Source organism: Streptomyces sp. NBC_01288 (assembly GCF_035982055.1).
Lineage (GTDB): Bacteria > Actinomycetota > Actinomycetes > Streptomycetales > Streptomycetaceae > Streptomyces.
Genome location: NZ_CP108427.1, coordinates 5917008 through 5941566, shown reverse-complemented (window position 1 = coordinate 5941566; position 24559 = coordinate 5917008). Strand labels below are relative to the sequence as shown.

At 71.7% G+C, this 24559-nt stretch carries 24 protein-coding genes; 17 read left to right on the top strand and 7 right to left on the bottom strand.

Going from position 1 to position 24559, the window contains the following annotated elements:
* The first annotated feature begins 158 nt into the window (after window positions 1–158).
* The 13 genes from OG194_RS26835 (at window position 159) to OG194_RS26775 (ending at window position 10472) form a co-directional block, all read left to right on the top strand.
* Window positions 159–1076 (top strand): ABC transporter ATP-binding protein, encoded by a 918-nt coding sequence (locus OG194_RS26835; RefSeq protein ID WP_327403351.1) that lies wholly within the window; start codon window positions 159–161, stop codon window positions 1074–1076.
* A complete protein-coding gene (locus tag OG194_RS26830; RefSeq protein WP_327403350.1) occupies window positions 1069–1821 on the top strand; it encodes an ABC transporter permease in 753 nt (250 codons plus the stop codon). Before OG194_RS26835 ends, OG194_RS26830 begins: the two co-directional genes overlap by 8 nt.
* A 116-nt stretch (window positions 1822–1937) precedes the next feature.
* Window positions 1938–2066 (top strand): aborycin family tricyclic lasso peptide, encoded by a 129-nt coding sequence (locus OG194_RS26825; protein WP_327403349.1) that lies wholly within the window; start codon window positions 1938–1940, stop codon window positions 2064–2066.
* A gap of 72 nt (window positions 2067–2138) precedes the next feature.
* Entirely contained in the window at window positions 2139–3989 is a 1851-nt protein-coding gene (locus OG194_RS26820) for a lasso peptide isopeptide bond-forming cyclase (protein ID WP_327403348.1), read from the top strand.
* Window positions 3986–4249, top strand: coding sequence for a lasso peptide biosynthesis PqqD family chaperone (locus OG194_RS26815; RefSeq protein WP_327403347.1), 264 nt, complete (start codon window positions 3986–3988; stop codon window positions 4247–4249). Before OG194_RS26820 ends, OG194_RS26815 begins: the two co-directional genes overlap by 4 nt.
* Window positions 4246–4716 carry a lasso peptide biosynthesis B2 protein gene (locus OG194_RS26810; RefSeq protein WP_327403346.1) on the top strand — a complete coding sequence of 157 codons (471 nt, stop codon included), beginning with the start codon at window positions 4246–4248 and terminating at the stop codon, window positions 4714–4716. Before OG194_RS26815 ends, OG194_RS26810 begins: the two co-directional genes overlap by 4 nt.
* Window positions 4713–5678 carry an ATP-binding cassette domain-containing protein gene (locus OG194_RS26805; protein ID WP_327403345.1) on the top strand — a complete coding sequence of 322 codons (966 nt, stop codon included), beginning with the start codon at window positions 4713–4715 and terminating at the stop codon, window positions 5676–5678. The genes OG194_RS26810 and OG194_RS26805 overlap by 4 nt, the downstream gene beginning before the upstream one ends.
* The gene (locus OG194_RS26800) at window positions 5675–6544 is read left to right on the top strand and encodes an ABC transporter permease (protein WP_327403344.1); all 870 of its coding nucleotides are present in this window, start codon (window positions 5675–5677) and stop codon (window positions 6542–6544) included. The genes OG194_RS26805 and OG194_RS26800 overlap by 4 nt, the downstream gene beginning before the upstream one ends.
* Window positions 6541–7110: a MauE/DoxX family redox-associated membrane protein gene (locus OG194_RS26795; protein WP_327403343.1), complete on the top strand. Its 570-nt coding sequence runs from the start codon at window positions 6541–6543 to the stop codon at window positions 7108–7110. Before OG194_RS26800 ends, OG194_RS26795 begins: the two co-directional genes overlap by 4 nt.
* Window positions 7107–7856, top strand: coding sequence for a DsbA family protein (locus OG194_RS26790; RefSeq protein WP_327403342.1), 750 nt, complete (start codon window positions 7107–7109; stop codon window positions 7854–7856). The genes OG194_RS26795 and OG194_RS26790 overlap by 4 nt, the downstream gene beginning before the upstream one ends.
* Window positions 7853–9175, top strand: coding sequence for a lasso peptide C-terminal Trp epimerase (gene mslH, locus OG194_RS26785; protein WP_327403341.1), 1323 nt, complete (start codon window positions 7853–7855; stop codon window positions 9173–9175). The genes OG194_RS26790 and mslH overlap by 4 nt, the downstream gene beginning before the upstream one ends.
* 95 nt (window positions 9176–9270) lie before the next feature.
* Complete coding sequence (locus OG194_RS26780; protein WP_327403340.1) at window positions 9271–9945, top strand: response regulator transcription factor; 675 nt, start codon at window positions 9271–9273, stop codon at window positions 9943–9945.
* Window positions 9946–10019: 74 nt separating this feature from the next.
* A complete protein-coding gene (locus tag OG194_RS26775; RefSeq protein WP_327403339.1) occupies window positions 10020–10472 on the top strand; it encodes a hypothetical protein in 453 nt (150 codons plus the stop codon).
* A 42-nt stretch (window positions 10473–10514) separates the two neighbouring features.
* On the opposite strand, the gene OG194_RS26770 is transcribed toward OG194_RS26775, so the two are convergent.
* The 4 genes from OG194_RS26770 to OG194_RS26755 form a co-directional block, all read right to left on the bottom strand.
* A complete protein-coding gene (locus OG194_RS26770) occupies window positions 10515–11624 on the bottom strand; it encodes a DUF475 domain-containing protein (RefSeq protein WP_327403338.1) in 1110 nt (369 codons plus the stop codon).
* A gap of 197 nt (window positions 11625–11821) precedes the next feature.
* Window positions 11822–12943, bottom strand: coding sequence for a GNAT family N-acetyltransferase (locus tag OG194_RS26765; protein ID WP_442811804.1), 1122 nt, complete (start codon window positions 12941–12943; stop codon window positions 11822–11824).
* 149 nt (window positions 12944–13092) lie between these two features.
* A complete protein-coding gene (locus OG194_RS26760) occupies window positions 13093–14283 on the bottom strand; it encodes a M23 family metallopeptidase (protein ID WP_327403336.1) in 1191 nt (396 codons plus the stop codon).
* Between the two features lie 333 nt (window positions 14284–14616).
* On the bottom strand, window positions 14617–15804 hold the full coding sequence (locus OG194_RS26755) for an MFS transporter (protein ID WP_327403335.1): 1188 nt from the start codon (window positions 15802–15804) through the stop codon (window positions 14617–14619).
* A 71-nt stretch (window positions 15805–15875) separates the two neighbouring features.
* Between OG194_RS26755 and OG194_RS26750 the strand changes: the two genes are divergently transcribed.
* The 3 genes from OG194_RS26750 (at window position 15876) to OG194_RS26740 (ending at window position 18583) form a co-directional block, all read left to right on the top strand.
* On the top strand, window positions 15876–16841 hold the full coding sequence (locus OG194_RS26750) for an ArsR/SmtB family transcription factor (RefSeq protein ID WP_327403334.1): 966 nt from the start codon (window positions 15876–15878) through the stop codon (window positions 16839–16841).
* A gap of 106 nt (window positions 16842–16947) precedes the next feature.
* Window positions 16948–17451 carry a glutathione peroxidase gene (locus OG194_RS26745; RefSeq protein WP_327403333.1) on the top strand — a complete coding sequence of 168 codons (504 nt, stop codon included), beginning with the start codon at window positions 16948–16950 and terminating at the stop codon, window positions 17449–17451.
* 223 nt (window positions 17452–17674) lie between these two features.
* Entirely contained in the window at window positions 17675–18583 is a 909-nt protein-coding gene (locus OG194_RS26740) for a MerR family transcriptional regulator (RefSeq protein ID WP_327403332.1), read from the top strand.
* 127 nt (window positions 18584–18710) lie between these two features.
* Here the strand turns inward: OG194_RS26740 and OG194_RS26735 are convergent, their stop codons facing one another.
* From OG194_RS26735 to OG194_RS26725, 3 genes are all read right to left on the bottom strand, one after another.
* Window positions 18711–18920: a DUF397 domain-containing protein gene (locus OG194_RS26735; protein WP_327403331.1), complete on the bottom strand. Its 210-nt coding sequence runs from the start codon at window positions 18918–18920 to the stop codon at window positions 18711–18713.
* 243 nt (window positions 18921–19163) lie between these two features.
* Complete coding sequence (locus OG194_RS26730) at window positions 19164–20021, bottom strand: helix-turn-helix domain-containing protein (RefSeq protein ID WP_033287311.1); 858 nt, start codon at window positions 20019–20021, stop codon at window positions 19164–19166.
* Between the two features lie 347 nt (window positions 20022–20368).
* Window positions 20369–21121 carry a GOLPH3/VPS74 family protein gene (locus tag OG194_RS26725; RefSeq protein WP_327403330.1) on the bottom strand — a complete coding sequence of 251 codons (753 nt, stop codon included), beginning with the start codon at window positions 21119–21121 and terminating at the stop codon, window positions 20369–20371.
* A gap of 299 nt (window positions 21122–21420) precedes the next feature.
* Between OG194_RS26725 and OG194_RS26720 the strand changes: the two genes are divergently transcribed.
* On the top strand, window positions 21421–24483 hold the full coding sequence (locus OG194_RS26720; protein ID WP_327403329.1) for a D-alanyl-D-alanine carboxypeptidase: 3063 nt from the start codon (window positions 21421–21423) through the stop codon (window positions 24481–24483).
* Window positions 24484–24559 lie beyond the last annotated feature (76 nt).

Sequence of the window (24559 nt, the reverse complement as noted above, 5' to 3'; positions counted from 1 at the left end):
TCGCCGTACTGGTGTCACGCCAAGTGCCCTACGTCCCGCGCATCGCATATGGCCGAAATGGACTCATACTCCGGTATGGGTCCGGGCCGCGGAAGCGGGCCGCGGCGTCCCGACCCCGGTCCGATGTGCGGTGCGGCCGGCGCGACCAGACTCGTCGTGTGATTGACGTCCAGAACCTGACCAAGCGGTACGGGCCGGCCACCGTGGTGGACGGACTGACCTTCACGGTGCGGCCCGGAGCCGTCACCGGCTTCCTCGGCCCCAACGGCGCCGGGAAGTCGACCACCCTGCGGATGCTGCTGGGCCTGACCCGCCCGGACACCGGAACCGCGCGGATCGACGGGCACGCCTACGCCGAACTGACCTACCCCCTGCGCCACATCGGCGCCCTGCTGGAGACCTCGGCCCCGCACCGCGGCCTGACCGCGCGCGACCATCTGCGCTGGCTCGCCCAGAGCAACCGGATCGCGCGCGGCCGGGTCGCCGAGGTTCTGGAGGCGGTCGGGCTCGCGGACGCGGCCCGGCGCCGGACCGGCACCTTCTCCCTCGGGATGGGCCAGCGGCTGGGCCTGGCCGCCGCGCTCCTCGGCGATCCGCCCGTGCTGGTGCTCGACGAACCGGTCAACGGCCTGGACACCGAGGGCATCCGCTGGCTGCGCGACCTGCTGCGCTCGATGGCCGCCGAGGGCCGCACCGTCCTCATCTCCAGCCATCTGATGAGCGAGATGGCCCTGGTCGCCGATCACCTGGTCGTCATCAGCCGGGGCCGGCTCCTCGCGGACACCGGGATGTCGGACTTCATCGAGCGGCACGGGCGGCCGTACGTCCGGGTCCGCACCCCCGAACCCGACCGGCTGGCAAGGGAGTTGACGGGTGCCGGCGCCACCGTGACCCGCATTCCCGGCGCCGGCCTGGACGTTGTGGGCCTGGCGGCCGCGGACGTCAGCCGGATCGCCGCGGCGGGCGGCTTCCCGCTCGACGAACTCGGCACGCACGCGGGGTCGTTGGAGGAGACGTTCCTCGATGTCATCGGAGAGGGCACCCTCGGTGCGAAGGGCGGGAACACCCATGTCTGAGACGCTCGCGGCCGTCCGCGCCGAGACCACCAAGCTGCGCGGCATCCGCGGCACCCAGATCTCGCTGCTGCTGTTCGCCGCGGTCAGCGTCCTCATCGCCGCCCTCGACGGCTGGTCCGCGAAGAACGCGCTGGAGTCCGACAACCCGAGCCTGCGCTCCGACTTCACCCCGGAGCAGGCCGGCCTCGACGGCATCCTCTACGGCCAGCTGGCGCTGATCGTGTTCGGCGTGCTCGTCGTCACCAGCGAGTACACGTCCGGCATGATCCGGGTCTCGCTGCTCGCCGTCCCCCGGCGCGGGCGGCTCTACCTGGCGAAGATGGCCGTCACCGCCGTCGCCGCGGTGGCCGTCTCCGTCCCGGTGACCGTCGTCGGCTATCTGGTCACGCAGGCGGCGCTCGGGTCGCACGGTTCCTCGCTCGGCGCGAGCGGTGTCCCGCGCGCTCTGGCCGGGGCGGTCGTCTATCTGACCCTGATGTGCCTGTTCGCGGCCGGGATCGCGGCGATCGCCCGCAACGCGGTCGTACCGCTGGCCGTGCTGCTGCCGATGGTGCTCGCCGGGACGCACATCCTGTCCCTGATCGGGGCGACCAAGGAGATGGCCCGGTACTTCCCCGACCAGGCGGGCAACGAGCTGCTCACCGTCCGCTCCCCGCACACGGCCTTCGGCTTCACGGTGCTCCTCGCCTGGACCCTCGCCGCCCTCGGCTGGGGCTGGGTGCGCCAGCGCCGGTGGGACAGCTGACAGGACCGGCGTGGGACAACTGCCCCACGCCGGTGGGACATTCCGCCCCGTAACTTCCGTGGCAGATCACAGGCCGAACAAGGTCGGCCTGGGCGATCCGAACCGGGAGGACACCCATGTCCACGATCTACGAGCCCCCCATGCTCCAGGAAGTCGGCGACTTCGAGGAGCTCACCAAGTGCCTCGGCGTCGGCAGCTGCAACGACTTCGCCGGCTGCGGCTACGCGATCGTCTGCTTCTGGTGATCACGTCCGGTGCCGGTGCGTTCACACGCACCGGCACCACCGGGGCAACGAGGAGACGGGGAACGAGGCGACATGGAATTCGTGGTTCTTCCGGACTGCCCGGCCGGTGCCGCGGCGGCCGGACGACTACGGGCCGCACAGCGCATCGACCATGCGTCGGGGCGGCCCTGGATCATCGGTGACTGGCCCGAGGCCGAAGCGGTCGTGGTCGAGGCGGGCCCACGGCGGATGGCCGTGCTGGGCCGCACCCGGCTCGACGAGCGGGCCACGACGGCCGAACTCGGCCGGCTGCGCTCGCTGCACGACGTGGACGCGATCGCGTCCCGGCTGCCGGGGGTCCTGCACCTGGCGGTGTCCCTGGACGGCAGGACCAGGGTGCAGGGTTCGGCCGTCGGCGTACGACAGATCTTCACGGCCCGCGTCGACGGGGTGACCGTCGCCGCGAGCGGGGTGGACCCCCTGCTGCGGCTGACCGGCGCCGCCCTCGACGAGAGCGTGCTCGCCGCCCGTCTGCTGGCACCGGGCGGGCCGCCCTGGCCGCTCGCCCAGCGCCCCGTCCGCCGGGGCATCGAGGCGCTCACCACCGGCCACTGGCTGGAACTGGACCCGGACGGCCGGGCCCGGCAGATCCGCTGGTGGCACCTCCCGGAGCCGTCCCTCACGCTCGCGGAGGGAGCCGCCGCCGTCCGCTCCGCGCTGGACGACGCGATCACCACCCGGGTCGCCACGGGCGGCACCCTCAGCGCCGACCTGTCCGGCGGCCTGGACTCCACCTCGCTCTGCTTCCTCGCCCACGCGGCCGGGGCCGACCTGGTCACCTATCACGTGATGCCGATCGACAGCGCCAACGCGGACACGCTGTGGGCCAGCCGGGCCGCCGAGTCCCTGCCTGCGGCCCGGCACCACACGCTGTCCGCCGACCGCGCCGAGAACCTCTTCGACGTCGGCTACACCGCCGACCTCGTGGGCGCGGCCCCGGAAGGCCCCTCGACCTGGGCCTCCGGACTCGCCCACATCCAGGACCTGGCCGAGCGGGCCACGGCCGAGGGCGCCGCGCTGCACCTGACCGGGTTCGGCGGTGACGAGCTGTTCGGCCGGATGCCCGCGTGCGCCTGGTCCCTGGCCCGGGCCACCCCGGTCGGCGGACTGCGGCTGGTCAACCGCTACCGGCTGGCGAATCGCTGGCCGTGGCGGGCGACCGTACGCTCGCTGCTCGACCGGTCGACGTTCGCCCGGAACCTCGGCCGGGTCGCCGCCCGCATCGACGCCCCGCCCCCGCCGGTCGACGAGCCGGACTTCGGCTGGGTGTTCGCGCCCCGCATGCCGCCCTGGGCGACCCCCGACGCGGTGGACGCGGTCCGCGCCCTGCTCACCGACGCCGCCGCCGGGGGACCCGGGCCGCTGGACGCCGACCGGGCCCGGCACCAGGCGCTCGCCTCGCTCGTCTTCGAGGGCACCACCGTCCGCCAGGTCAACACCGCCCTCGGGGACACCGGCATCACCTGGGACGCACCCTTCCTCGACGACCGGGTGGTGGAGGCGGCCCTGGCGACCCGGATCGACCAGCGGCTGCTCGGCGGGCGGTTCAAGCCGCTGCTCACCTCGGCCGCGCGGGGGCTCGTCCCCCCGGACATCCTGGGCCGCCGCGACAAGGGCGAGTTCAGCGCGGAGGCGTTCCGCGGCCTGGCCCGCAACCGGGCCCGGATCCTGGAGCTGTGCGAGGACTCCCGGCTCGCCCAGCTCGGCCTCGTCGACCCGGCGGCCTTCCGCTCCGCGGTGCTGAACCCGGGGCCGATGTCCCATCACCTCCAGCCGATCGACACCACCGTGGCCTGCGAGAGCTGGCTGCGGACGCATCCGGAGACACCGGAGACATGCGCCCCGCCACCCGCCCAGGCCACGCACACGGGAGAACTCCGATGAAGCTGACCCTCGCCCGCGACGTCACCCTCACCGACATCGACACCGGGGCCGTGCTGCTCGACGGGCGCCGCGGCCGCTACTGGCAGCTGAACCACTCCGGCGCGGGTGTCCTGCGCCAACTCCTCGACGGACAGGCGCCCGACGCGGCCGCCGCCGGCCTGTGCGCCGCGGCCCCGGTCAGCGACGACCGGGCACGGCAGGACGTCCAGTCCCTCATCGACGCGCTCAGCGCGGCCCACCTCGTGGAGGTGGCCTCGTGACCACCCCCGCCGTCGCCGAACAGGCCCCGCGTCTCCCCTGGCGCCGCCAACTCGCCCCACGGTGCGCCGCCGGGGCGGCCCGGCTGCTGGTCCGGCTGCCCCCGGCCCGGCTGCACCGCGTGCTGGGCGTGGTCAGCAAGGGGTCGCGCCCCGCCGGGTACGCCGAGGTGGCGCGGGCCCGCCGGTCCGTCGTCTCGGTGAGCACCCGCTGTGCGGGCCTCGGCTGCCTCCAGCGTTCCGTGGCCACGGTGCTGCTGTGCCGGGCCCGCGGCCGGTGGGCCGACTGGTGCACCGGGTTCAGAACCGAGCCGTTCGGCGCGCACGCCTGGGTGGAGGCCGACGGACGCCCGGTGGACGAGCCGGGCGAACTCAGCGTGTTCCGCACGGTGTTGGCGGTCCGCCGCCCGGACGGCCACCGGAGCACCTCCGGCCATGGCGTCCGCCCCTCCGAAGGGAGCCGCTCATGACGGCGATCCGGGCCGAGGGCCTCTACGCGTACTACGGCACGACACCGGCCGTGAACGGGCTCGACCTGACCGTGCCCACGGGGAGCGTGTACGGCTTCCTCGGACCGAACGGCGCGGGCAAGACCACCACCATCAACATGCTGACCACCCTGCTGCGACCCACCGCGGGGCGCGCGGAGGTGGCGGGCTTCGACGTCGCCGCCAAGCCCGCCGAGGTCCGCCGCCGGATCGGCATCGTCTTCCAGGAATCGACCCTCGACCTGGACCTCACCGCCACCGAGAACCTCCGCTTCCAGGCCGACCTGTGCGGCCTGTCCCGGCGCGCGTCCCGCGACGCGATCGCCTCGATGCTCGACCTGATGGACCTCTCCGAGCGCCGCCGGGTGCCCGTACGGCAGTTCTCCACCGGCCTGCGCCGCCGCCTGGAGATCGCCCGCGGCCTGCTCGCCGAGCCCAGCGTGCTGTTCCTCGACGAGCCGACGACCGGCCTGGACGCCCAGACCCGGGCCGCCGTCTGGGACCACCTGGAGCGGCTGCGGCGGGAGCGGGGCATCACCGTCTTCGTCACCACCCACCAGCTCGACGAGGCCGAGCACTGCGACCGGATCGCGATCATCGACCGGGGCAAGGTGATCACGGAGGGCACGCCCGCGGACCTCAAGTCCGTCATCGGCGCCGACCTCGTCGTCCTGCGCACCGACGACGACCCGCGCGCCGCCGACGCCCTCGGTGCCCGCTTCGGCCTCCCGGCGGAGCCCACCCCGGACGGCCTGCTGCTGCGGGTGGAGCGCGCGGCGGCGCTGGTGCCCCGCCTGTGCACCGAACTCGGCGTGACCGTACGCGAGGTGGCCATCGCGCCGCCCACCCTCGACGACGTCTTCCTGCACCACACCGGTCTCGCCATCCGGGAGAGCCCGACCGGCCCGCGCACGCTCGGCAACCTCGGGGAAGGACTGCGATGAGCCGGACCGACACCGCACCCGCCGCACTCGGCGACCGCACCGCCTCGGCACCACCGGCCGACCGGTCCCGCAACCCGGCCCGCCCCGTCCTGCTGCTCTGGCGCCGGGAGATGACCCGGCTGCGGCACAACCCCGTGCGCCTGGCCATGGGACTGGTGACGCCCCTGCTGTTCCTCGTCGTCCTCGGCACCGGCCTCGACGCCGCGTCGTCCAGTCTCGGCAAGGCCCAACTCAACGACTACCGGGCCTACTTGTTCCCCGGCACGCTGGTCATGTCCGTACAGGCGCCGGCGATCGCGGTGGGCATCTCCCTGGTGTGGGACCGCAGGCTGGGGGTGCTGCGCCAGATGCTCGTGGCACCGTTCCCGCGCGCGTCCATCGTCTTCGGCCTGGCGGTCGGCGGCGCCACCACGGGCGCGGTCTACGGCCTGATGGTGCTGTCCGTCGGCGGGATCGCGAGCATCCGCTACACGCCGATGCTGCTGGTCGTCCTCCTCGAACTCCTGCTGGTCTCCCTCATGTTCACCTCGCTCGGGCTGCTCGCCGCCGTCACCATCCGGCAGGTCGACACCTTCCAGGTCGTGGTGAACCTGAGCCTGATGCCGCTGATGTTCTTCTCCGGCGCGATGTTCCCGCCCAACGGCCTCCCCGGCTGGCTCGACACCGTCGTCAAGCTCAACCCGCTGACGTACGGCGTCGACGCGGTCCGCCGGACCCTGCCGGGACCGAGCGTGCTCACCTCGGAGCAGACCCGGCTGATGCTCGGCGACTGGCATCCGCCCGTGGCCGCCGAGCTGGGCGTGCTGGCCGCCCTCACCGCGGTCGCGCTGGGCCTCGCGGGCTACCGGTTCTCCCGTACGTCATGAGCCGGGGCGGACCGGACACGGTGGACGCGGGCACGCCGGACGCGGCCACGGCGGATGTCACGACGACGGCCAACACCCGCACCACGTACGGGCGTTGGGCGGTCCCGGCCCGGCTGGCGGCCCGACTGCTCCTGGCGGCGGTCCTGGCCTACGCCGGTCTGGTGAAGATCGGGGACCTCACGGAGGCCGGCCGGACGGTCGCGCTCTACCGCATCGTGCCCGACGACTCGGCCCAACTCGTGGGCGGTGTCCTGCCGTTCGTCGAGGTGGCGCTCGCGCTGCTGCTGGTGGCCGGGCTGGCCACCAGGGCGGCGGCGACGGGCGCGGCCGTCCTGCTGGTCGCGTACGTGGCGGCCATCGCCTCGGTGTGGGCCCGGGGCATGTCCATCGACTGCGGCTGTTTCGGCGGCGGAGGCACGCTCACCGGTGGCGCCGCACGCGGCTACGCGCTCGACATCGCGCGCGACCTGCTGCTGCTCGCCCCGGCCGCCCTCCTGATCCGGCATCCGCGCACCCCGTACGCGCTGGACAACTGGGTCCTGGACCCGAAGGAGCGAGGAGCATGACGGCGGACACCCAGACAACGGACACCCGGGCGACCGACGCCGAGGTGCGGGCGATGGTGCACCGACGGTACCGGCGACGGCGCACGGCGATCGTGTCACTGGCGGCCGTCCTGGTGGTCACCGCCGCCGCGCTGGTCGGCGCCGGCCTGGTCCGGGCGAACAACACGGCCCCCGGCAAGGCGCCGAGCCGGGTACCGGCCGGGATCGCCGCCGACAAGTCGGGCGTGGCCGGCTCCACCGGCGCCGTACGCGTCGACGTGTATCTCGACTACCTCTGCCCCGAATGCCGCCGCACGGAGCGGGCGTTGACCGCCGCCCTGGACGGTCTGCGGTCGCACGGCGGGGTGAGCGTCGTCTACCACCCGGTCGCCTTCCTCGACGACCGCAGCACACCCGCCGGCTACTCGACACAGGCGGCCTCGGCGGCGGCCTGCGCGGCGGACGCGGGACGGTTCGAGCGGTACTCCGCGGTCCTGTTCTCGAAGCAGCCCGCCGAACAGGGCCCCGGCCTCAGCGAGGCCCAGCTGATCGCGGCGGGCCGGGACGCCGGCATCACCTCGGCGTCCTTCGCCCGCTGCGTCGAGGACGCCCCCTACCGGCCCTGGGTGCGGTACGTCTCCGACATCGCCGCCTCCCGCAAGGTGGCGCTGACCCCGACCGTCACGGTCGCGGGCCGCCGTGTCGACGTCACCGGCTCCGACCCGGGCGGCGCACTGACCCACGCGGTCACGGCGGCCCGGCGATGACCCGGCTGACCGTGGCCCTCTCCGGCGACTGCATGGCGACACGGGGAGCGGTGATCGCCGCCGACCCGGCCGCCGGACGGCTCCAAGAGCTACTCCATGACGCCGACTTCGCCGTCACCAACCTGGAGGTGGTCCCCTACGACGGACGCGGGCACCCGGTGCACAACGCGGCCGGCGGCGGCTGTCTCATCGCGGACCCCGGCGTCCTGGACGGGATCACGGCGGCCGGGTTCACCGTGCTGGGCTGCGCCAACAACCACGCCATGGACCTGGGCACGGAGGGCGTCCTCGGCACCGTGGACCAACTCCGGTCCGGACGCGTCCCGTTCGCCGGGATCGGCGCCGACCTCACCGCGGCGCGCCGGCCCGTCTACGTCGACCGGCCGGGCGGCAGCCTGGCGCTGCTCTCCTGCACCGCCACGTTCCTGCCCGGCCAGGAGGCGGCCGATCCGTCACCGGAACTGCCCGGCCGGCCCGGCCTCAGCCCGCTGCGCCACTCGGCGACCCTGCGGGTGACGGCGGCGCAGATGGACGTGCTGCGGACGATCGACGCCGAGACGGGCCTGCGCGCCCGCCGGGCCGAGGCCCGCACCCTGCTCGGGATCGATCCGGCCATCCTCGGACCCGACCGGCTCAGCCTCTTCGGCACCCGCTTCCTGACGGCGGACGAACCCGGCTTCACGACCGAGTGCGATCCGCGCGACCTCGACGAGATCTCCCGCTGGGTCGGCGAGGCCCGCCTCCGCGCGGACCTCGTCGTGGTGAGCGTGCACTCCCACGAGCCCGGCCCGACGCCGGAGACACCGGGCGAGTTCCTCCGCGCCTTCGCGCACCGGATGATCGACGAGGGCGCGGACGCCGTCGTCGGGCACGGCCCGCATTTCCTGCGCGGTGTCGAGCTGTACCGGAACCGGCCGATCTTCTACAGCCTCGGCAACATCGTCAGCCAGATCGAGCTGGCCGACCGCGTCTCCGCCGAGGACTACGCCAAGGTCACCGCCGACCGGCCGCCCACCCCGGGCCGCTACTACGACCGGCTCAGCGGCCACGGCACCCGGCTGTTCGCCCCGCACCGCCGCTACTGGCAGTCGCTCGTGCCGGTCCTCACCTTCGACGACGGCACCCTCGTGACGGCCCGCCTCCACCCGGTCGACCTCGGCTTCGCCCGGCCGGTGCGCCACCGGGGCCGCCCCCGCCTGGCCGACGAGACCGAGGCCAAGGAGATCCTCACCGAGGTCACCCGGCTGTCGCAGCCGTACGGTACGACGCTCGGGGCGGCGGCCGACGGCACGGCGGAGCTGCGGCTGGACATGGCGTGAAGTGCCCTGCGGGTCGGCCGAGTTGACGAGAAAGCCTGGCTAAGATGCCCCACGTCACCAGGCTCTACGAGCGAACGAGGAACCGGGGAGCGGGCATGGCCGAGGCGGTCCGGGTACTGATCGCGGACGACCAGGCCCTGCTGCGCGGGAGCTTCCGGGTCCTCGTCGACTCCACCCCCGGCATGGAGGTCGTCGGCGAGGCGGGCGACGGCGCCACGGCGGTCCGGCTCGCCCGCGAACTCGCCCCGGACGTCGTCCTGATGGACCTCCGGATGCCGGTCCTCGACGGCATCGCGGCCACCCGGGAGATCTGCTCCGACGAGACACTGGCCGGTGTCCGGGTGCTGGCCCTGACCATGTTCGACATGGACGAGTACGTCTACCCGGCCCTCCAGGCGGGCGCGAGCGGCTTCATGCTGAAGGACGCCTCACCGTCCGACCTGGTCGACGGCATCCGGGTCATCGCCACCGGCGAGGGCGTCCTGGCCCCCACGGTCACCCGCCGTCTGATCGCCAACTTCTCCCGCCGGGGCGAGACCCCGCGTCCCGCGCCCCGCCTGGTCGGCCTCACCAAACGCGAACACGAGGTCCTCGCCCTGATCGCCAACGGCCTCTCCAACGCCGAGATCTCCGAGCACCTCACCATCAGCATGCCGACCGTGAAGACCCACATCGGCAGCCTCCTGACCAAACTCCCCGCCCGCGACCGCGCCCAGCTGGTCATCATCGCGTACGAGAGCGGCCTGGCGGAGCGGGGAATGCCCACGTGAGGGTGGCGCGCGGGGCGCAGCGCACGCCGTGAACCCGCAGGACAACCGCCGCCCCCGCCCGCCACAATCCGAGCATGTCCACCGACGTGAGCGGAATGATCGAGTGCAGGCCGGGCGCCCGGATCTGGGGCGTGGACGACGAGGACTCCGTCTGGGTGGGCGCGATCGATCTGATCGTCCTCGACACCGGCAACGCGTACGACGCGCTCGCCTGTCTCTTCGGGGTGCGCAACTCCTACGGGTTCCGGCCGCTGGCCGAGGGGCGAGGGCTGCCGGTGGACGCCTCCGACGAGATGCGCGCCACCTTCGCCGCGTACGGCGGGCCCGACCATGTCCACAGCACCACCTGGATCACCGGGGACGAACTGGCCGCCGCCGACTGGGACGAGACCGACCGTTCCGGCACGCGCAGCCGTCGTGCGGTCGCGGGAGACGCCAGCTACTGGCGGCCCACGTGGGAGGTCATGCGGACGCTCGGCGGACTCCACGGCGCGGAGAACGTGCGGCTCGTCGTCTGGTTCGACTGACCGCGGAGTACCGGGCGAGCGGCAGCCGGCCAGCCGACCCGGCTACGGAACCTTCGTCGCGTCCACGGGCTCAGCCGTCCCCTCCCCCTCCGCCAGCGCCCGGTTCCGCCGCACCGATGACCAGAACGACCACCCGATCAGCACGACCCCCACGAGCCCGGTGATGACCTCGTTGATCTGGTACTGGATGGTCACCATCAGGATCACGGCCAGGGCGCCGATCGCGTAGTGCGCGCCGTGCTCCAGGTAGACGTAGTCGTCGAGGGTGCCCTGGCGGACCAGGTACACCGTCAGGGAACGGACGTACATCGCGCCGATGCCCAGGCCCAGCGCCATCAGCACGATGTCGTTGGTGATGGCGAACGCGCCGATCACGCCGTCGAAGGAGAAGGACGCGTCGAGGACTTCGAGGTACAGGAACATGAAGAACGCGGCCTGGCCGGCGAGGACGACCGCCGAGCGGTCGCTCTCCCGCTCCCGTTCCTCCTCCGCCTCCAACCGGTCCTCGAAGAAGCCCGAGAGGCCGCCGACGATCATGTACGTGATCAGACCGGCGATGCCCGAGACCAGAACCGTCTGGGCCTTGTCCGCGTGGGCGCCACCGTGCTGGTGGGCGTGGGCCGCGAAGGTGAACGAGGTGACGAGGAGGACGATCAGGGCGATGCAGACCGACAGCATGTCGACCTTGCCGAGCCTGGCCAGGGGGCGTTCCAGCCAGCCGAGCCACTTGATGTCGCGGTCCTCGAAGATGAAGTCCAGGAAGATCATCAGCAGGAACATGCCGCCGAAGGCCGCGATCGCCGGGTGCGCGTCGGTGACCAGCTGTTCGTAGCGGTTCTTGTCGGTCAGGGCCAGGTGGACCGCGTCGTACGGATTGAGCTTCGCCGTCACCGCGACGATCACGACCGGGAACGCCAGCCGCATCCCGAAGACCGCGATCAGGACGCCCACCGTGAGGAAGATCTTCTGCCAGAAGGCCGACATCTTCTTCAGGATCCCGGCGTTGACCACCGCGTTGTCGAACGACAGCGAGATCTCCAGCACGGCCAGGATCGCGATGACCCCGAACGCCGTCCAGCCGCCGTACCAGACTCCCAGGGCCAGGCCGAGCGCGGTGACCGCGAACGACCAGCGGAAGGTCTTCAGAAGCACGGGTTACCCCTTCCTGTTGTCGCGCGGTCGCCCGCGGGCCGGGCACAACAGCCCCGACCATCATCGGCGTTGTCTACCACGAGCGCCTGTCGTACAGGTGACGGGGGCGGATCTCCTACGACCCGACCGGCCCGGAGCGCGAAAGAGGCCCCGACCTTCCGGTCCAGGGCCCCTCGCCGATGGATCGTGCCGCATCGTCACTTCTTCGACGGCACCCTGCCCGTCGTACGCAGCGTGCCCACCGTCTTGAGGAGACGGTCCGCCGGGTCGCGCAGGGACTGGTGCGCCAGGACCGTGTTGCGCAGGCCGCGGACCGGGCGGCGCCACAGACGGTGGGCCGCCGCGACCGGGTGGGGGCGGGTCGCGAAGCCCTCGCCGACCCGCAGCTCGCGGGTCTTGAGCCAGTCCTTCCACTCCTTGTCGCCGCGCCCCAGGTCCATGAGACGCACGCCGTGCCGGCCCGCCTCCTCGGCCATCCTGAGGTGCATGATCAACCCCGGGGAGTAGTACCGGAGTTCGGGGTCGTACGCCGTGAACCAGGCGGCGAACAGCGTGCGGGACGTCGGGCCGAAGTGGGCCGCCACGGGGCGGTCGCCGGCGTAGAGGACCGACAGGATGCCGGTGAAGTGTTCCTCGCGGACGCGGAACAGGTGGTCCACCAGGTCCACGATCCACGGGCGCGCGAAACGGTCCATGCGGCCGGTCCTGCGGTACTGGGCCGACTTCCAGCGCATCAGCGTGTGCAGCACCTCGGGGTCGCGTTCGTCGTACACGAAGCGCATCTCGCCGAGGTCGCGGCCGAGGCGGCGTTCCTTCTTCAGGGTCGTCTTGGCGATGCCCGGGTACGCGCCGCGCAGCCACTCCGGGTAGGGGACCTCGCCGTCGCCGTCCTTCAGGTCGATCACCGGGGACGCGAAGGTGCCGGTGACGTGGCGGCCGAACGGCTGCTGCTCCTCGACGAGATGGTCGAACTCGAAGACCGACAGGCCGCAGGCCCGCAGGAGTTGCTGGACGTCCCAGGTGACACCGGGCCGGTGCACCAGGGCCTGGCAGTCGGAGAGGCCCAGCCCGATGGCCCGGCCGACGCCGACGGGGTTGCGCTCGTACGGGAAGAAGCCGACCGGCTCCCCGCCCTCGTGCAGAACCGCCACCTGCGCGCCGCCGCGGTGGCGGCCGACGCCGTCCGCGAACTCCGGTGCCAGGAAAGGGTTCGCGTAGTCCGGCGACTCGTCCATCGCCTTGTGCCAGGCCTGGCGGAGCGTGGTGGTGAGCTCCTCCGGTCTGTGGATCGTGATGTCCGCCTTGCCGGCGGATCGCATGGATCGCATGGGCGACCGTCCCCCCACATTTCCCCCACGACGCGTCGTCCGCGTCCTGCCTACGTATCCCAAGGTACGACGAGACACGAACAGTTCGGCAGGGCTCAAACGTCGCGAAACAGTACGCACGCTGTCAAGGATGCCTGTGGTCACCTAAAAGCACGGATCACCCTCCCCCGGTACAGCCGCCCCGGAACATCGGTGAACCGCAGGTCGAGGCCGACCCCGTCACGCTCCGCGTGCAGGTGGAGATGCGGCTCGCTGGTGTTGCCGGAATTGCCTGTCTCTCCTATGAGTTGCCCCACGCGCACCGTCTCCCCCAGGCTCACCGTCAGTGAACCGGCCCGCAGATGGGCCAGTTTGACGATCTCCCGCCCCGTGTCGATGAACACGTGGTTCCCGTACAGGGGTTGATAGCGAGCACGCCCGCCCGGCCGCGCGTCCTGGTCCTCGATCGCCCCCTCGGCGGAAATCACCAGCCCGTCGCACGGGGCCCGCACGGCCCGTCCGTAGGCGGCGAACGCGCTCAGCTCGTGGTCGCGGCGCGTACGGGTCCCGTACCGCCCCAGCCCCACCAGGTCGACCGCGCCCCGCTGTTCGGGTATCCGGGCATGATGATTGAGCGGCCGGCCCCCACCGTGAACGACGTACCACTCCCCCTCCAACGGAAACCGCAACGGCCGCGAGAGCGGTGCCCGCCAGGTGTACATCCGCGCGACGGCGACCAGCACGACGAGCGCCACCAGCAGTACGCCCCCGCCCGCAAGCCCCAACACCCCGTCCCCCGACGGCAGTCCGCCCAGCCGGAACACGGACCCGAGGGCGGCTACGACGACTCCCGCCTCGACCGTACGACGCGGCAGGCGCGGCTGCTGGGCGGGGGCACCGAGGCCTTCGGCGAGGACGCAGCAGACGGCGAGGACCGTCAGGTCGGTGAACCAGGCGGTGCGGTCGGTCGCCGTCCAGAGGGCGACGACGTTGCAGAGGGCGAGCAGAACGACCAACAGGCCGTACGGCAGCCGGAGTCGGCGCCTGCGGGCCGGGGTGTGGAGGCCGCCTTCGAGGTACAGGGCGGCGAGTTCACCATCCGACGTCACACGGGCCCAGGCACGCACCTGACCCTCCTCACCGGTCACGAGCAGGCCGTCGGGGCTGTCCGCCACGGTGACGGGGCGGCCGGTGCGGGCGAGGGTCGCCTGGACGATCCGTTCCAGGGCCTCGACGCCGACCGCGTCCGCGACGCGCGGGGCGAGGCGGGGGCGCTCCTCCGGGGCTGCCGTGAGGAACCTCAACAGGGCTGCGGCTTCTGGGGGTTGGGGCGACGACGGCTCGGGATTCAACGGGGGCTCCCCTCGGCGGGCGCGGCGATGCGGTGGCCGGCGCGGGGAAGCGGGGCGGTGCTCCGGGGCCGCCATGGCGACTCCGATGTCAACAAGGGGTCCCCCGGCGGGCATGACGATGCGGCGGCCCGGGGGCGCGTCTCCAAGGCAGCCGCAGTACCCCAACAAGGCGCCGGCCCCCGGTGGTTGAGGTGACGAGGACTCCAGCGGCAACAGGTGCTCCCTCGACATGCGTGACTCCGCGACCGATGGCCGGCGTAGGGAAAGGGAAGACGACGGGGCGCCCGGCACGGTTCTTGCCCCTCCCGCCGGGCGCCCCAACACCTCTTCCCCTTAAGCCGTTTGCACCTCCGCGACCTCCCCCCGTACCTGCCGGCCGAGCACCGCCAGTACCAGGGTCACCGCTGCCGACGCCACGGCCATCAGGGTCATCGCCGTTGCCGGTGAGGTGAGTTGGGCGACCGTGCCCGCGAGGGCCGCGCCGACGCCCTGCATGGTGAGCATGCCTGCGGAACGGAGGCCGAGGGCGTGGCCCGCGAGTTCGTCGGGGGTGAGTTCCATCAGGCGTTCCTGGAGGACGAGGCTCGCGCCGTAGCCGATGGAGGCGACGCAGACCGCCAGGGCGGACCAGAGCAGGCCCGGGTGGAGGGCGAACAGCAGGTACGGGGTGGCCAGGAGGAGGCGGAGGGGGATGTCCAGGCGGGTGCGCAGGGTGCGCGGGATGAAGCGGCCCAGGGTCAGGTCGCCCACGAACATGCCCAGGGCCGCGCTCGCGAACAGGACTCCGGCGGAACCGGAGTCGTAGGAGACGTAGAGGGATTCGCAGCCGACGATCAGGCCGTTGGGGATCCACATGCCGAGGTAGGTGAGGCGGCGGGGGCGGGAGGACCACAGGAGGGCGTTCGTGCGCCAGGTCGCGGCCACCGACGGGCGGCCCGCCGCGCGGGGTGGGCGGGCCGACAGGCCGAGGCGGAGGACCAGGGCCGTCGTCGCGTACAGCGCCGCCGCGAGGAGGAGACAGACGCGGGGAGAGAGCAGCGCCAGGAGGGCTCCGCCCGTCGCGAAGCCCGTCACCTGCATCAGGCCCGAGGCCATGTTGAAGACCGAACGGCCCAGCAGGTAGCCGTTCTTGGGCAGGATCTCGTTCAGCAGGCCGCCGCTCACCCCGCCGCCCAGGGAGGCGATCAGGCCCTGGAGGAACACGACGGCGAAGATCGCGCCGATCGGCAGACCGGGGAGCGCCAGCAGGACCGTACAGCCGGCGAAGGCGGTGTTGATGCCGGTCAGGGTGACCCGTGGGGGCAGACGGTCGGCGCCCGAGAGGAAGAACGTCGCGCCCAGCATCTGGGCGAGCTGCGGGCCGAACATGCTCACGGCCGACAGTAAGGGCGAGGCCGTCGCCCTGTAGACGAGGGTCGCGAGCGCCAGGCCGCTGATCGTGAGGGCCGCGTTCTGGGCGGCGAAGGAGAAGAAGAACGGGGTGTATTCGGGGGTGCGGAAGAGCTCGCGGTAGCTGCGCATGCGCGGAGTCTGCGGGGGTGCGGGCAGGGGTCCTATTCTTTCGCCCGGACGCGAAACACGGGGGTGGGCGAATGGGGTTGTGGCAGCTCAACGCGGACACCCTGGCCCGGAGCCGGTTCGTGCTGTCGTCGTTCGCGGAGACCTTCGCCGCGCTGAAACTGCTGCACGCGGGGGTGGGCGCGCACCCCGGCGAACAAGCGTGGCTGCGCGACCATCTGCCGGGCTACCGGGCGCTGTTGGCGGCCGACCCGGCCACCGGAGCGCTGGTGCGGGCCGCGCTCGGGCGGTCCTGGATCGCCGACTTCTTCTGCCCGACCCAGACGGACCGGGAGTCGTTCGCCGAGACCGTCGCGCGGGTCCGGGAGACCCGGCCCGAGGACGCGCGGGACAACCTCCGCGTCTCGCTCGCCGGGCCGCACCCCGCCGCCCTGGAGCGCGACGACCTGCCCGAGCGGGCGGCCCGTCTCCTGGAGTACGTCTGGGAGGAGACCGTACGGCCGCACTGGGCGCGGCGCCGGCGGGTCCTGGAGGCCGATGTGGTCGCCCGGACCGCGCAGGTGAGCCAGGGCGGCTGGGCGGCCGTGCTGGACGCCCTTCAGCCGGGGCGGACGCGGTGGCTCGGGGAGAGCCGGCTACAGATCAACCTGCACGCGAATCCACCGCGGGAGGTCTCCGGCGCGGAGCTGCTCCTCATGCCCGTCACGCCGAAGAGCGGATGGGTGTCGTGGGAGGCACCGGACCGGTACGCCATCGTCTACCCGTGCGCGGGCGTCCTCGCCGACCACGGCTCGCGCGCGGTGCCCGAGAGCCTGGGCGCGCTGCTGGGCCCCTCGCGGGCGGCCGTGCTGATGCTGCTCGGCTCCCCGATGAGCACCAGCCAGCTGACCGCCGTGACCGGGCAGGCGCTGGGTTCGGTGGGGCGGCATCTGCGGGTGCTGCTGGACGCGGGTCTGGTGGAGCGGCGGCGGGCGGGGCGGTCGGTGCTGTATTCGCGGACGGCGGCGGGGGAGGTCGTGGTGAAGGCGGCGGGGCTGTGAGTACGGGGGTGTGTGGGCCCGTGAGCACAGGGGGGTGTGGGCCCGTGAGTGCAGAGGCTCATGGGCCCGTGGGGAGAACGACATTTACCGGAGTTAGCATCCGGTTATGACGACTACAGAGAACACGGGCCCCCTCGGTGTCGAGATCGGGTCGCTCAAGGGCGGCTCGGCGGACCTCTCGCAGTACGCGGGCAAGGCCGTCCTCGTGGTGAACGTGGCCTCCAAGTGCGGGCTGACCCCCCAGTACACGGGCCTTGAGCGGCTCCAGGAGCGGTACGCGGCGCAGGGCTTCACCGTGCTGGGCGTGCCCTGCAACCAGTTCCTCGGGCAGGAGCCCGGCAGCGCCGAGGAGATCGCCGAGTTCTGCTCGGCGACGTACGGCGTGACCTTCCCGCTGACCGAGAAGGTCGAGGTCAACGGGGACGGCCGGCACGAGCTGTACGACCGCCTCGTCGGCTTCGCGGACGGCGAGGGCCACACCGGTGACATCCGCTGGAACTTCGAGAAGTTCCTGATCGGCCGCGACGGCACGGTCTCCGCCCGCTTCTCCCCGCAGACCGAGCCGGAGTCGGCGGAGGTCGTGGCGGCGGTGGAGACGGCCGTCGCCTAGGACTGCCGTAGGCAGGTGTTGACCTTGCCCCTGGGGCAGGGCTGAGCGTCCTGGTCACCGGGCGGACAGAAACCGCCCGGTGACGGAGGGCGAGCGAGCCAAAGGGGCGCGCCGGTGTCGAGAGCGCGAGCGCGCGGAGGCCCGAAGGGCTGAGCACGGTCACGGGCTCGACACCGGCTTTGGCGCCCCGGAGGCGAGCCGACCAAAAAAAGGGGCGGCTGAGGTGGACGACGACCTGCTGACCATCGGCGCGTTCGCGGCCCGGGCCCGGCTCTCGGCCAAGGCGCTGCGGCTGTACGACCGGCTCGGGCTGCTGGCCCCGGCGCACGTCGACGAGGTGAGCGGCTACCGCTACTACCGCGCCGACCAGGTCCAGCGGGCCCGACTCGTGGCGCTGCTACGGCAGTTGGACATGCCGCTGGCCCGGATCGCCGAGGTGGTGGAGGCCGACGGGGCGGACGCCGCCGATCTCCTCGCCGCGTACTGGACGGACGTCGAGACCCGGATCGCCGGGCAGCGCACGCTCGCCGAGTACCTCCGTGCACGCCTTTCGGGGAGGAGCTCCGAGATGTACGGAACATTCGTGGTCGAGACGGTCGAGGTACCGGAACAGGTGCTGATCACCGAGACCCGGCACACCCTCGCGGACGAGTTGCCGGCCTGGATCGGCGCCTCCCTGGGGCGACTTGAGGCGGCGGCGCAGGAGTGCGGGGGCGTGAGCGCGGCGCCGTTCGTCGTCTACCACGCCGAGGTGTCGATGGAGAGCGACGGCCCGGCCGAGGCCTGTGTACCGGTCGCGGACGAGGCGGCGGCGCGGGCGTGGGCCGCGCGGCAGGGGCGGGTCCGGCAGACGGCGGTCCGGGTGGAGCCCGCGCGGACGCTGGCGTACGCCCGGATCACCAAGGCGCAGGTGGCCCATCCGCAGATCCTGGCCGCGTTCGAGGCGGTGGAGCAGTGGGTCGCCGGGCAGGGGCTGCGGTACGCCGGGCCGTGCCGCGAGGTGTACTTCGCGGACTGGGATGCGGCGGGGCCGGGGGATCCGGTGTGCGATGTGGCGTTCCCGGTGGAGTTCCCGACGGCACTCCCAGTGGCACTCCCGGTGGCACTCCCGGTGGCACTCCCGGTGGAGTGAGGCACCGGCCGGCGTACGGCGCCGGGCACAAGCCGAGCCCCCTCGGCCAGGACGGCGGGCCAGTCGAGAGGGCTCTTCTTGAAATGCTTGTGCTGCTTATGGAGTTGTGAAAGGTGAACCAGCCGCATCAGTGAAGGTCGTGCGCCCCCCGCGCGACATCTGCCACGAAGGCGTTCCACGAGTCGGCGGGGAAGGCCAGCGTCGGACCCCCGTCGACCTTGGAGTCCCGTACGGCCATGGCCGCGAGAACCGGTGACTTGATCTCGACGCATGCGCCGTTCCCGGTGGAGTACGAGGACTTGGTCCACATGTCCGCGGCGCCCTGACGAATTGCCATTTTTGCTCCGGTTATTGCCAGTTGATGAGTTGCTGTCACCGCGCGTCACGTCCGACCACGAACACATCGGACGTACAACACGGTTTGCGCCAAAGCCTGTTGCTCGATGGCGTGATCGACGCTACTCGCCAACATCGGCGCGCGAAGCGGCCATTCACTCGACCGGGTGGCATATACCCCTGGTGTCTTCCATCCCGCCGGGCGGAAGGTGTACTCTGCGGCACCTTCCGCCAACGGGGCCCCTCAGCGCGCGTATTCCTTCGCGATGTCCGCGATGAACTGACGGGACTGGTCCACGTTCAGGGCCTGCGCCCTCAAGTGCTCGTACATCACGCTGTACTTCTGGACGTCGTTCGCCTTCTCCAGGTACAGGTCGCTGGTGACGCCCTCGATGTAGACGACGCTGGAGTCCGCCGCGTCGGGGAACTCCAGGATCGCGTACTGCCCGTTGAGCCCCGGATGAGCACCCATGTCGAACGGGATCACCTGCACGGTCACGTGCGGCAGCTGGGACTGCTCGACCAGGTGCTCCAACTGGTCCCGCATCAAAGACCTGTTGCCGACCACGCGGCGCACCGCGGACTCGTCCATCACGGTCCACAGCCGCAGCGGGTTCTCCGGCGCGGAGATCCGCTCCTGCCGGCGCAGCCGCACCTGGACCCGCTTCTCGACATCGGCCAGCGCGGTCTCGGGCAACGCCCCGGTGATGAGCGCCTCGGCGTACTGCCGGGTCTGCAACAGGCCGGGGACGACCTGGGGATCGTAGACGCGCAGGCTCGCCGCGTCCGTCTCCAGTCCGATGTAGACGCTGTACGGGATGTCGCCGAAGGAGTGCCACCAGCCTTGCTGGCGTGAGTCCTTGGCCATCTGCATGAGCGAGTCGACGATGCGGACGTCCTCGACCTCGTAGACCCCGCACAGGTCGCGGACGTCGCGCTGGCTGATGCTGCGCCGCCCGTTCTCCAGCCGGCTGATCTTCGACTGCGACACCAGCAACCGCTCGGCGACCTCTTCGGCCGTCATGCCCTTGAGCTCTCGGAGTCGACGCAACTCCTGGCCCAACCGGCGTCTCCTGACGGTGGGATTGACACTTGACGCCACGGGAACGTGCACCTCCGGCTGCATACCTGTACTTGCTGCTACTTGCTGCTCACTGCTTGCCACTTTGCGTATCTGCTGTTGAGCAGACTGCCACCAAGGTGGTTTCTACCGCTGGGAAACGGTGGATATGCGGCAGGTACGAGCCAGTTCGGGTTGCCCGAGGCGTCCGCGAAGGCGTCCGTAGATGCGGCCGAGCGGGGTGGAGAGACGTTACGTCTACTCCACCCCGCTCGGACCAGCGGCTCCCGAACCGGGTCTTGGGGACTGCGGTGCGGCGTGTACTGCGGTCGTGCGGTGGTGCCGGTCGTGCCGCTCCGCGGTGCGGGCGTGTGCCGTGGGACTGCGGCTCAGTGAGCCACGGCGCGCGCCATCGTGCCGCGGTGCGGCTGCATCGGAACACCACGAGCCGGTTCCGGTGGCCTTGATCCGGGCACGGCCTGACGGCCGGCCGGGGCCGGGCTACGGCGTGGCTGTGCCGCCACTCCGTTCTGGACGTCCATCACGGCGTGCGCCACGAGTCCGCCCATGGGGTCGTGCCTGATCAGGTCCCGCAGCCGGGAGCGGGACGAGCGTCCCTCATTACCCGGATACAGGTGTTTGCCGAGACCTACCGCGTGCGCCAGTGCGGCGAGCGCGGCTGTCCGCGGGTCCGGTGGCACACCGGTGCGGATCGCGGAATCGAGTCGGCCCTTGATCTCGCGGCTGATCTCGTTGTCCGTCGCCTGATAGCGAGTCGTCGGCAGCACCCCGCACATCTGTCCCGCCACGGCATGCACCATGCCGCACCGCTCCAGATGCGAGAGGTAGGTCTGGCGAAGTCCCAGTCGGGGCCCGCCAATCCAGTTCACTGCACGTACGGGAGCGCCACGCCTTCGCAGCAACTCCAACGCGCAGTCCAAAGTCGGATCTCCGGTCGGCCGTGGTACCACCACGGCGATACGATCCCCGTCTGGGGCTATCCGTCCGGCCAGCGCCAGCTCCACTAGCTGTGCTCCGGCCAGACCGAGGTCGAGCGACTGCGGCTGTGCAGTGGTACCCGTGGCCGGGTCCAATGCCAGCAACAGAAGCTCTTCCGGAAGAGTTCTGCGGCTCCTGCCCATCCATGCCTCCCCGCGTGGATGAATGACAGGGTGACCCCTCTCACATTGGTCTGTCGAGGGTGCGTGACCGCTTCGTAATGGAACCGGCAGGTATGTCGTTCTCGTCTACCGCAGGGGTTAAGCCCGCACACAGGACACTGGTACATGGTTCGGACAACGGTGTTGATGCGTCGTCCGGACTGCGGGTAAGAGGTTTTCCAGCTGACATCCAGCTGGCTTCCAGCTGATTTTGTGGCTGTTTTTGTAGCTAACTCGGTTATCTCGGTCGGTTCGGTTGACGCACGCCAAGCGTGCGGCGCATGGAGGAGGCATCGGTGGCGGGCGAGTCCCCCGACAGGTCGAAGAAGCGCGAGTCGTCGGCAGAACCGACGCCGGGGAGCGCGAGTCCGGTTCCTGAGGCGCGGGGTGAGCGCGATCCCCGGTTGGCGGTGGCCCGCGAGGACGCGACACCGTCCGCGTCGGCGGCTCAGCGCGGGGGCGTGGACACGGCGACGAAGATCTTCTCGATCCGGGAACTGCGGTCGGAGGAGACCGAGGGGGCGGAGACCCCTTCCGATTCCGAGGATCCCGATACGCAGAACCCTTCCGCCAAGGGCGGGCCGGGCGGGCCTGAGGGCGATGCGCGGTTGCGGGCGGCTGTGGCGGCGTGGGTGACGTCGGGGTCGACCGGGGAGCGGCCTACCGGCGACGAAGACCCCGAGGACGCCGTCGAGAAGCCCACCGGGAGCGAGGCGGCTGACGGCGCCGAGGGCTCGGGGGACGTTGCTACGGCCGAGGGCCCCGAGGACGCGGAGACGCCCGCTGGAGGCCCGGAGACCGGGGATGCCGAGGACGCGGGGGAAGTTTCCGTGGCCGACGCCTCCGAGGGTGCTGAGAGCGCCCAGGAAGCCGACACGGGCGAGCGGGCCGAGGGTGCGGGTGCCGGGGTGACTGGTGACGCCGAGAGCCCCGAGAACCCCGAGGATGCTGAGCCCGCCAAGGGCGAGTCCGACGGCGACGACGATGTGACCGAGGGCGAGCGGGTCGCCGACGCTGCCGCCGAGGGCGAGTCCGAGGCGGACAAGACGCCCGTGGCCGCGCCGGCCGGCAAGGTCGGTGCGGATGCCGACGCGCACCCGGAGACCACCGACACCGCCTCGGGCGAGACCGCTGATGCCGGGTCCACGGAAGCCGAGGTGGACGAGGCCGAGGCCGACACCGCCCCGGAGCCCGCCGAGGGCGACACGCCCCTCCCAGCGACCGGAGCGAAGCCTGACGACCGCCCGGGGTCCGCCGAAGGCGATGCACCCTCCGACGCGACCGGTCCGAAGGCTGACGACCGCCCGAAGCCGGCCGAAGGCAAAGCGTCGACCGGCACGGCCGGGCCGAAGGACGATGACCGCCCGGAGCCCGCCGAGGGCAAGGCGTCCACCGACGCGACCGGTCCGAAGGCTGACGACCGCCCGAAGCCGGCCGAAGGCAAGGCGTCGACCGGCACGGCCGGGCCGAAGGACGATGACCGCCCGGAGCCCGCCGAGGGCAAGGCGTCCACCGGCACGACGGCCCCGAAGACCGACAGCCACCCGGAGTCCGCCGAAGGCGAGGGCGAACCCGCCCCCGGTGCAGTAGCCGCCGAAGGCGACACGGACACGGACCCCCGGACCACCGGCACCGACCCCGAGGACGCCGCTCCCTCCGCGTCGCCCACCGACGCACAACCGAAAGCCGCCGACGACGAGAAGGCCCCCGCAGGGCCACCCGCACCCGACAACGAGACCCGCACGGGCGGTGCGGGTGGGAACACCAAGACGGCCGAAGGCGAAGCCGAGGCCGTCGATCACCCCACCACCGTCTTCAAGGCCCCACGCCCACCCAAGCCCGCGGTGGACCAGCCGACCACCATGCTCAAGGCCCCCAAGGCCCCAACCGCCCCCACCCCCCCGAAAACCCCCGAGACCCCCGCAGAACGCACCAGCAGGTTCGTCGCCCTCAAGCCCCTCGACGAGCCCCGCAGGGAATCGCCCCGCAGGGATACACCCCCGAAGGACGCCACCCGCCCCGTCACCCAACTCGGCCCCGAGCACACCACCCAGCAACCGCTCCCCCCGAAGCCCCCGCTGGACCTCCTCGCCGAACTGACCAACACCCCCCCACCCCCGGAAACCCCGGTCCGCACAGCGATCCGCAGGGTCAAGATCTGGACCCCGCTGGTCATCCTCCTGGCGATCGTGTTTGCAGTAGTACAGGCCGTACGCCCCCTCCCCACCCCCTCCCTCACCCTCACCGCCGACGACTCGTACACCTTCGACGGCACCAAGACGAACCTCCCGTGGCCCAGCGAGGGCCAGGGCTGGATGGACGTCAACGGCATCGGCACGATGGGCGACTTCGGAAAGCAGACGCCGGTCGCCATCGGGTCCGTAGCGAAGGCGATGACCGCGTACATCGTCCTCAAGGACCACCCGCTGAAGGCGGGCACGGAGGGCGAGAAGATCACCGTCGACGCGACCGCCGAGAAGGAGGGCGGCTACGACAAGGACGGCGAGTCCACGCTCAACACCGTGAAGGCCGGCGACATCCTCACGGAGAAGCAGGCGCTCTCGGCGATCATGATCCCCTCGGCGAACAACATCGCGCGTCTGCTTGCTCGTTGGGACGCGGGCTCCGAGGCGGCGTTCATCAAGAAGATGAACGACACCGCGAAGTCACTGGGGATGACGAACACGACGTACACCGACGCGTCCGGCCTGAAGGAGACGACCGTCTCCTCCGCCGAGGACCAGGTGAAGCTGGGCAACCAACTGGTCAAGATCCAGGCGCTGATGGACATCACCAAGCTGCCGAGCTGGGTCGACCCGTCCGGTCACAAGTGGACCAACTACAACCGCCTGGTGCCGTACAACAACTCGCTCGGCATCAAGACCGGCACCACCACCGCGGCCGGCGGCAACCTGCTCTTCGCCGCCACCAAGGAGGTCGGCGGTGAGACGGCCGTCGTCGTCGGCGCGATCCTCGGCCAGCACACCGCGCCGATCATCGACACGGTCAACGCGGTCAGCAAGACGGCGATGCTCGCGGCGCAGGACGCGATGACCTCGGCGAAGATCCTGAAGAAGGGGACCGTGGTCGGGTACGTCGACGACCAACTCGGCGGTCACACCCCGGTCGTCGTCACCAAGGACGTCGCGGCGGTCGGCTGGGCCGGCCTGAAGGTGAAGCTGTCCTTCGCCCCCGACGCCGTACCGCACACCGCGAAGGCCGGCACCAAGGTGGGCACGCTCACCGTGGGCGACGGTTCGAGCGGTGCCGTCAAGGTGCCGGTCGCCCTCCAGAAGGACCTCGCCGAACCGGCTTTGACGTCCAAACTGACCCGCCTCGGCTGACCCACGAGGCGCTGCACGTCACCGCGCACGTCACCGCGCACGTCACCGCGTCCCGTCGGCGGGCCCCCACCCGGGA

Bases quoted from the DNA above. Each gene is read 5' to 3' on its own strand.
- OG194_RS26830 (WP_327403350.1), top strand. From the start codon at position 1,069: ATGTCTGAGACGCTCGCGGCCGTCCGCGCCGAGACCACCAAGCTGCGC.
- OG194_RS26825 (WP_327403349.1), top strand. From the start codon at position 1,938: ATGTCCACGATCTACGAGCCCCCCATGCTCCAGGAAGTCGGCGACTTC.
- OG194_RS26820 (WP_327403348.1), top strand. From the start codon at position 2,139: ATGGAATTCGTGGTTCTTCCGGACTGCCCGGCCGGTGCCGCGGCGGCC.
- OG194_RS26815 (WP_327403347.1), top strand. From the start codon at position 3,986: ATGAAGCTGACCCTCGCCCGCGACGTCACCCTCACCGACATCGACACC.
- OG194_RS26805 (WP_327403345.1), top strand. From the start codon at position 4,713: ATGACGGCGATCCGGGCCGAGGGCCTCTACGCGTACTACGGCACGACA.
- OG194_RS26800 (WP_327403344.1), top strand. From the start codon at position 5,675: ATGAGCCGGACCGACACCGCACCCGCCGCACTCGGCGACCGCACCGCC.
- OG194_RS26795 (WP_327403343.1), top strand. From the start codon at position 6,541: ATGAGCCGGGGCGGACCGGACACGGTGGACGCGGGCACGCCGGACGCG.
- OG194_RS26790 (WP_327403342.1), top strand. From the start codon at position 7,107: ATGACGGCGGACACCCAGACAACGGACACCCGGGCGACCGACGCCGAG.
- mslH (WP_327403341.1), top strand. From the start codon at position 7,853: ATGACCCGGCTGACCGTGGCCCTCTCCGGCGACTGCATGGCGACACGG.
- OG194_RS26780 (WP_327403340.1), top strand. From the start codon at position 9,271: ATGGCCGAGGCGGTCCGGGTACTGATCGCGGACGACCAGGCCCTGCTG.
- OG194_RS26775 (WP_327403339.1), top strand. From the start codon at position 10,020: ATGTCCACCGACGTGAGCGGAATGATCGAGTGCAGGCCGGGCGCCCGG.
- OG194_RS26765 (WP_442811804.1), bottom strand. From the start codon at position 12,943: ATGCGATCCGCCGGCAAGGCGGACATCACGATCCACAGACCGGAGGAG.
- OG194_RS26755 (WP_327403335.1), bottom strand. From the start codon at position 15,804: ATGCGCAGCTACCGCGAGCTCTTCCGCACCCCCGAATACACCCCGTTC.
- OG194_RS26750 (WP_327403334.1), top strand. From the start codon at position 15,876: ATGGGGTTGTGGCAGCTCAACGCGGACACCCTGGCCCGGAGCCGGTTC.
- OG194_RS26745 (WP_327403333.1), top strand. From the start codon at position 16,948: ATGACGACTACAGAGAACACGGGCCCCCTCGGTGTCGAGATCGGGTCG.
- OG194_RS26735 (WP_327403331.1), bottom strand. From the start codon at position 18,920: ATGGCAATTCGTCAGGGCGCCGCGGACATGTGGACCAAGTCCTCGTAC.
- OG194_RS26725 (WP_327403330.1), bottom strand. From the start codon at position 21,121: ATGGGCAGGAGCCGCAGAACTCTTCCGGAAGAGCTTCTGTTGCTGGCA.
- OG194_RS26720 (WP_327403329.1), top strand. From the start codon at position 21,421: ATGGAGGAGGCATCGGTGGCGGGCGAGTCCCCCGACAGGTCGAAGAAG.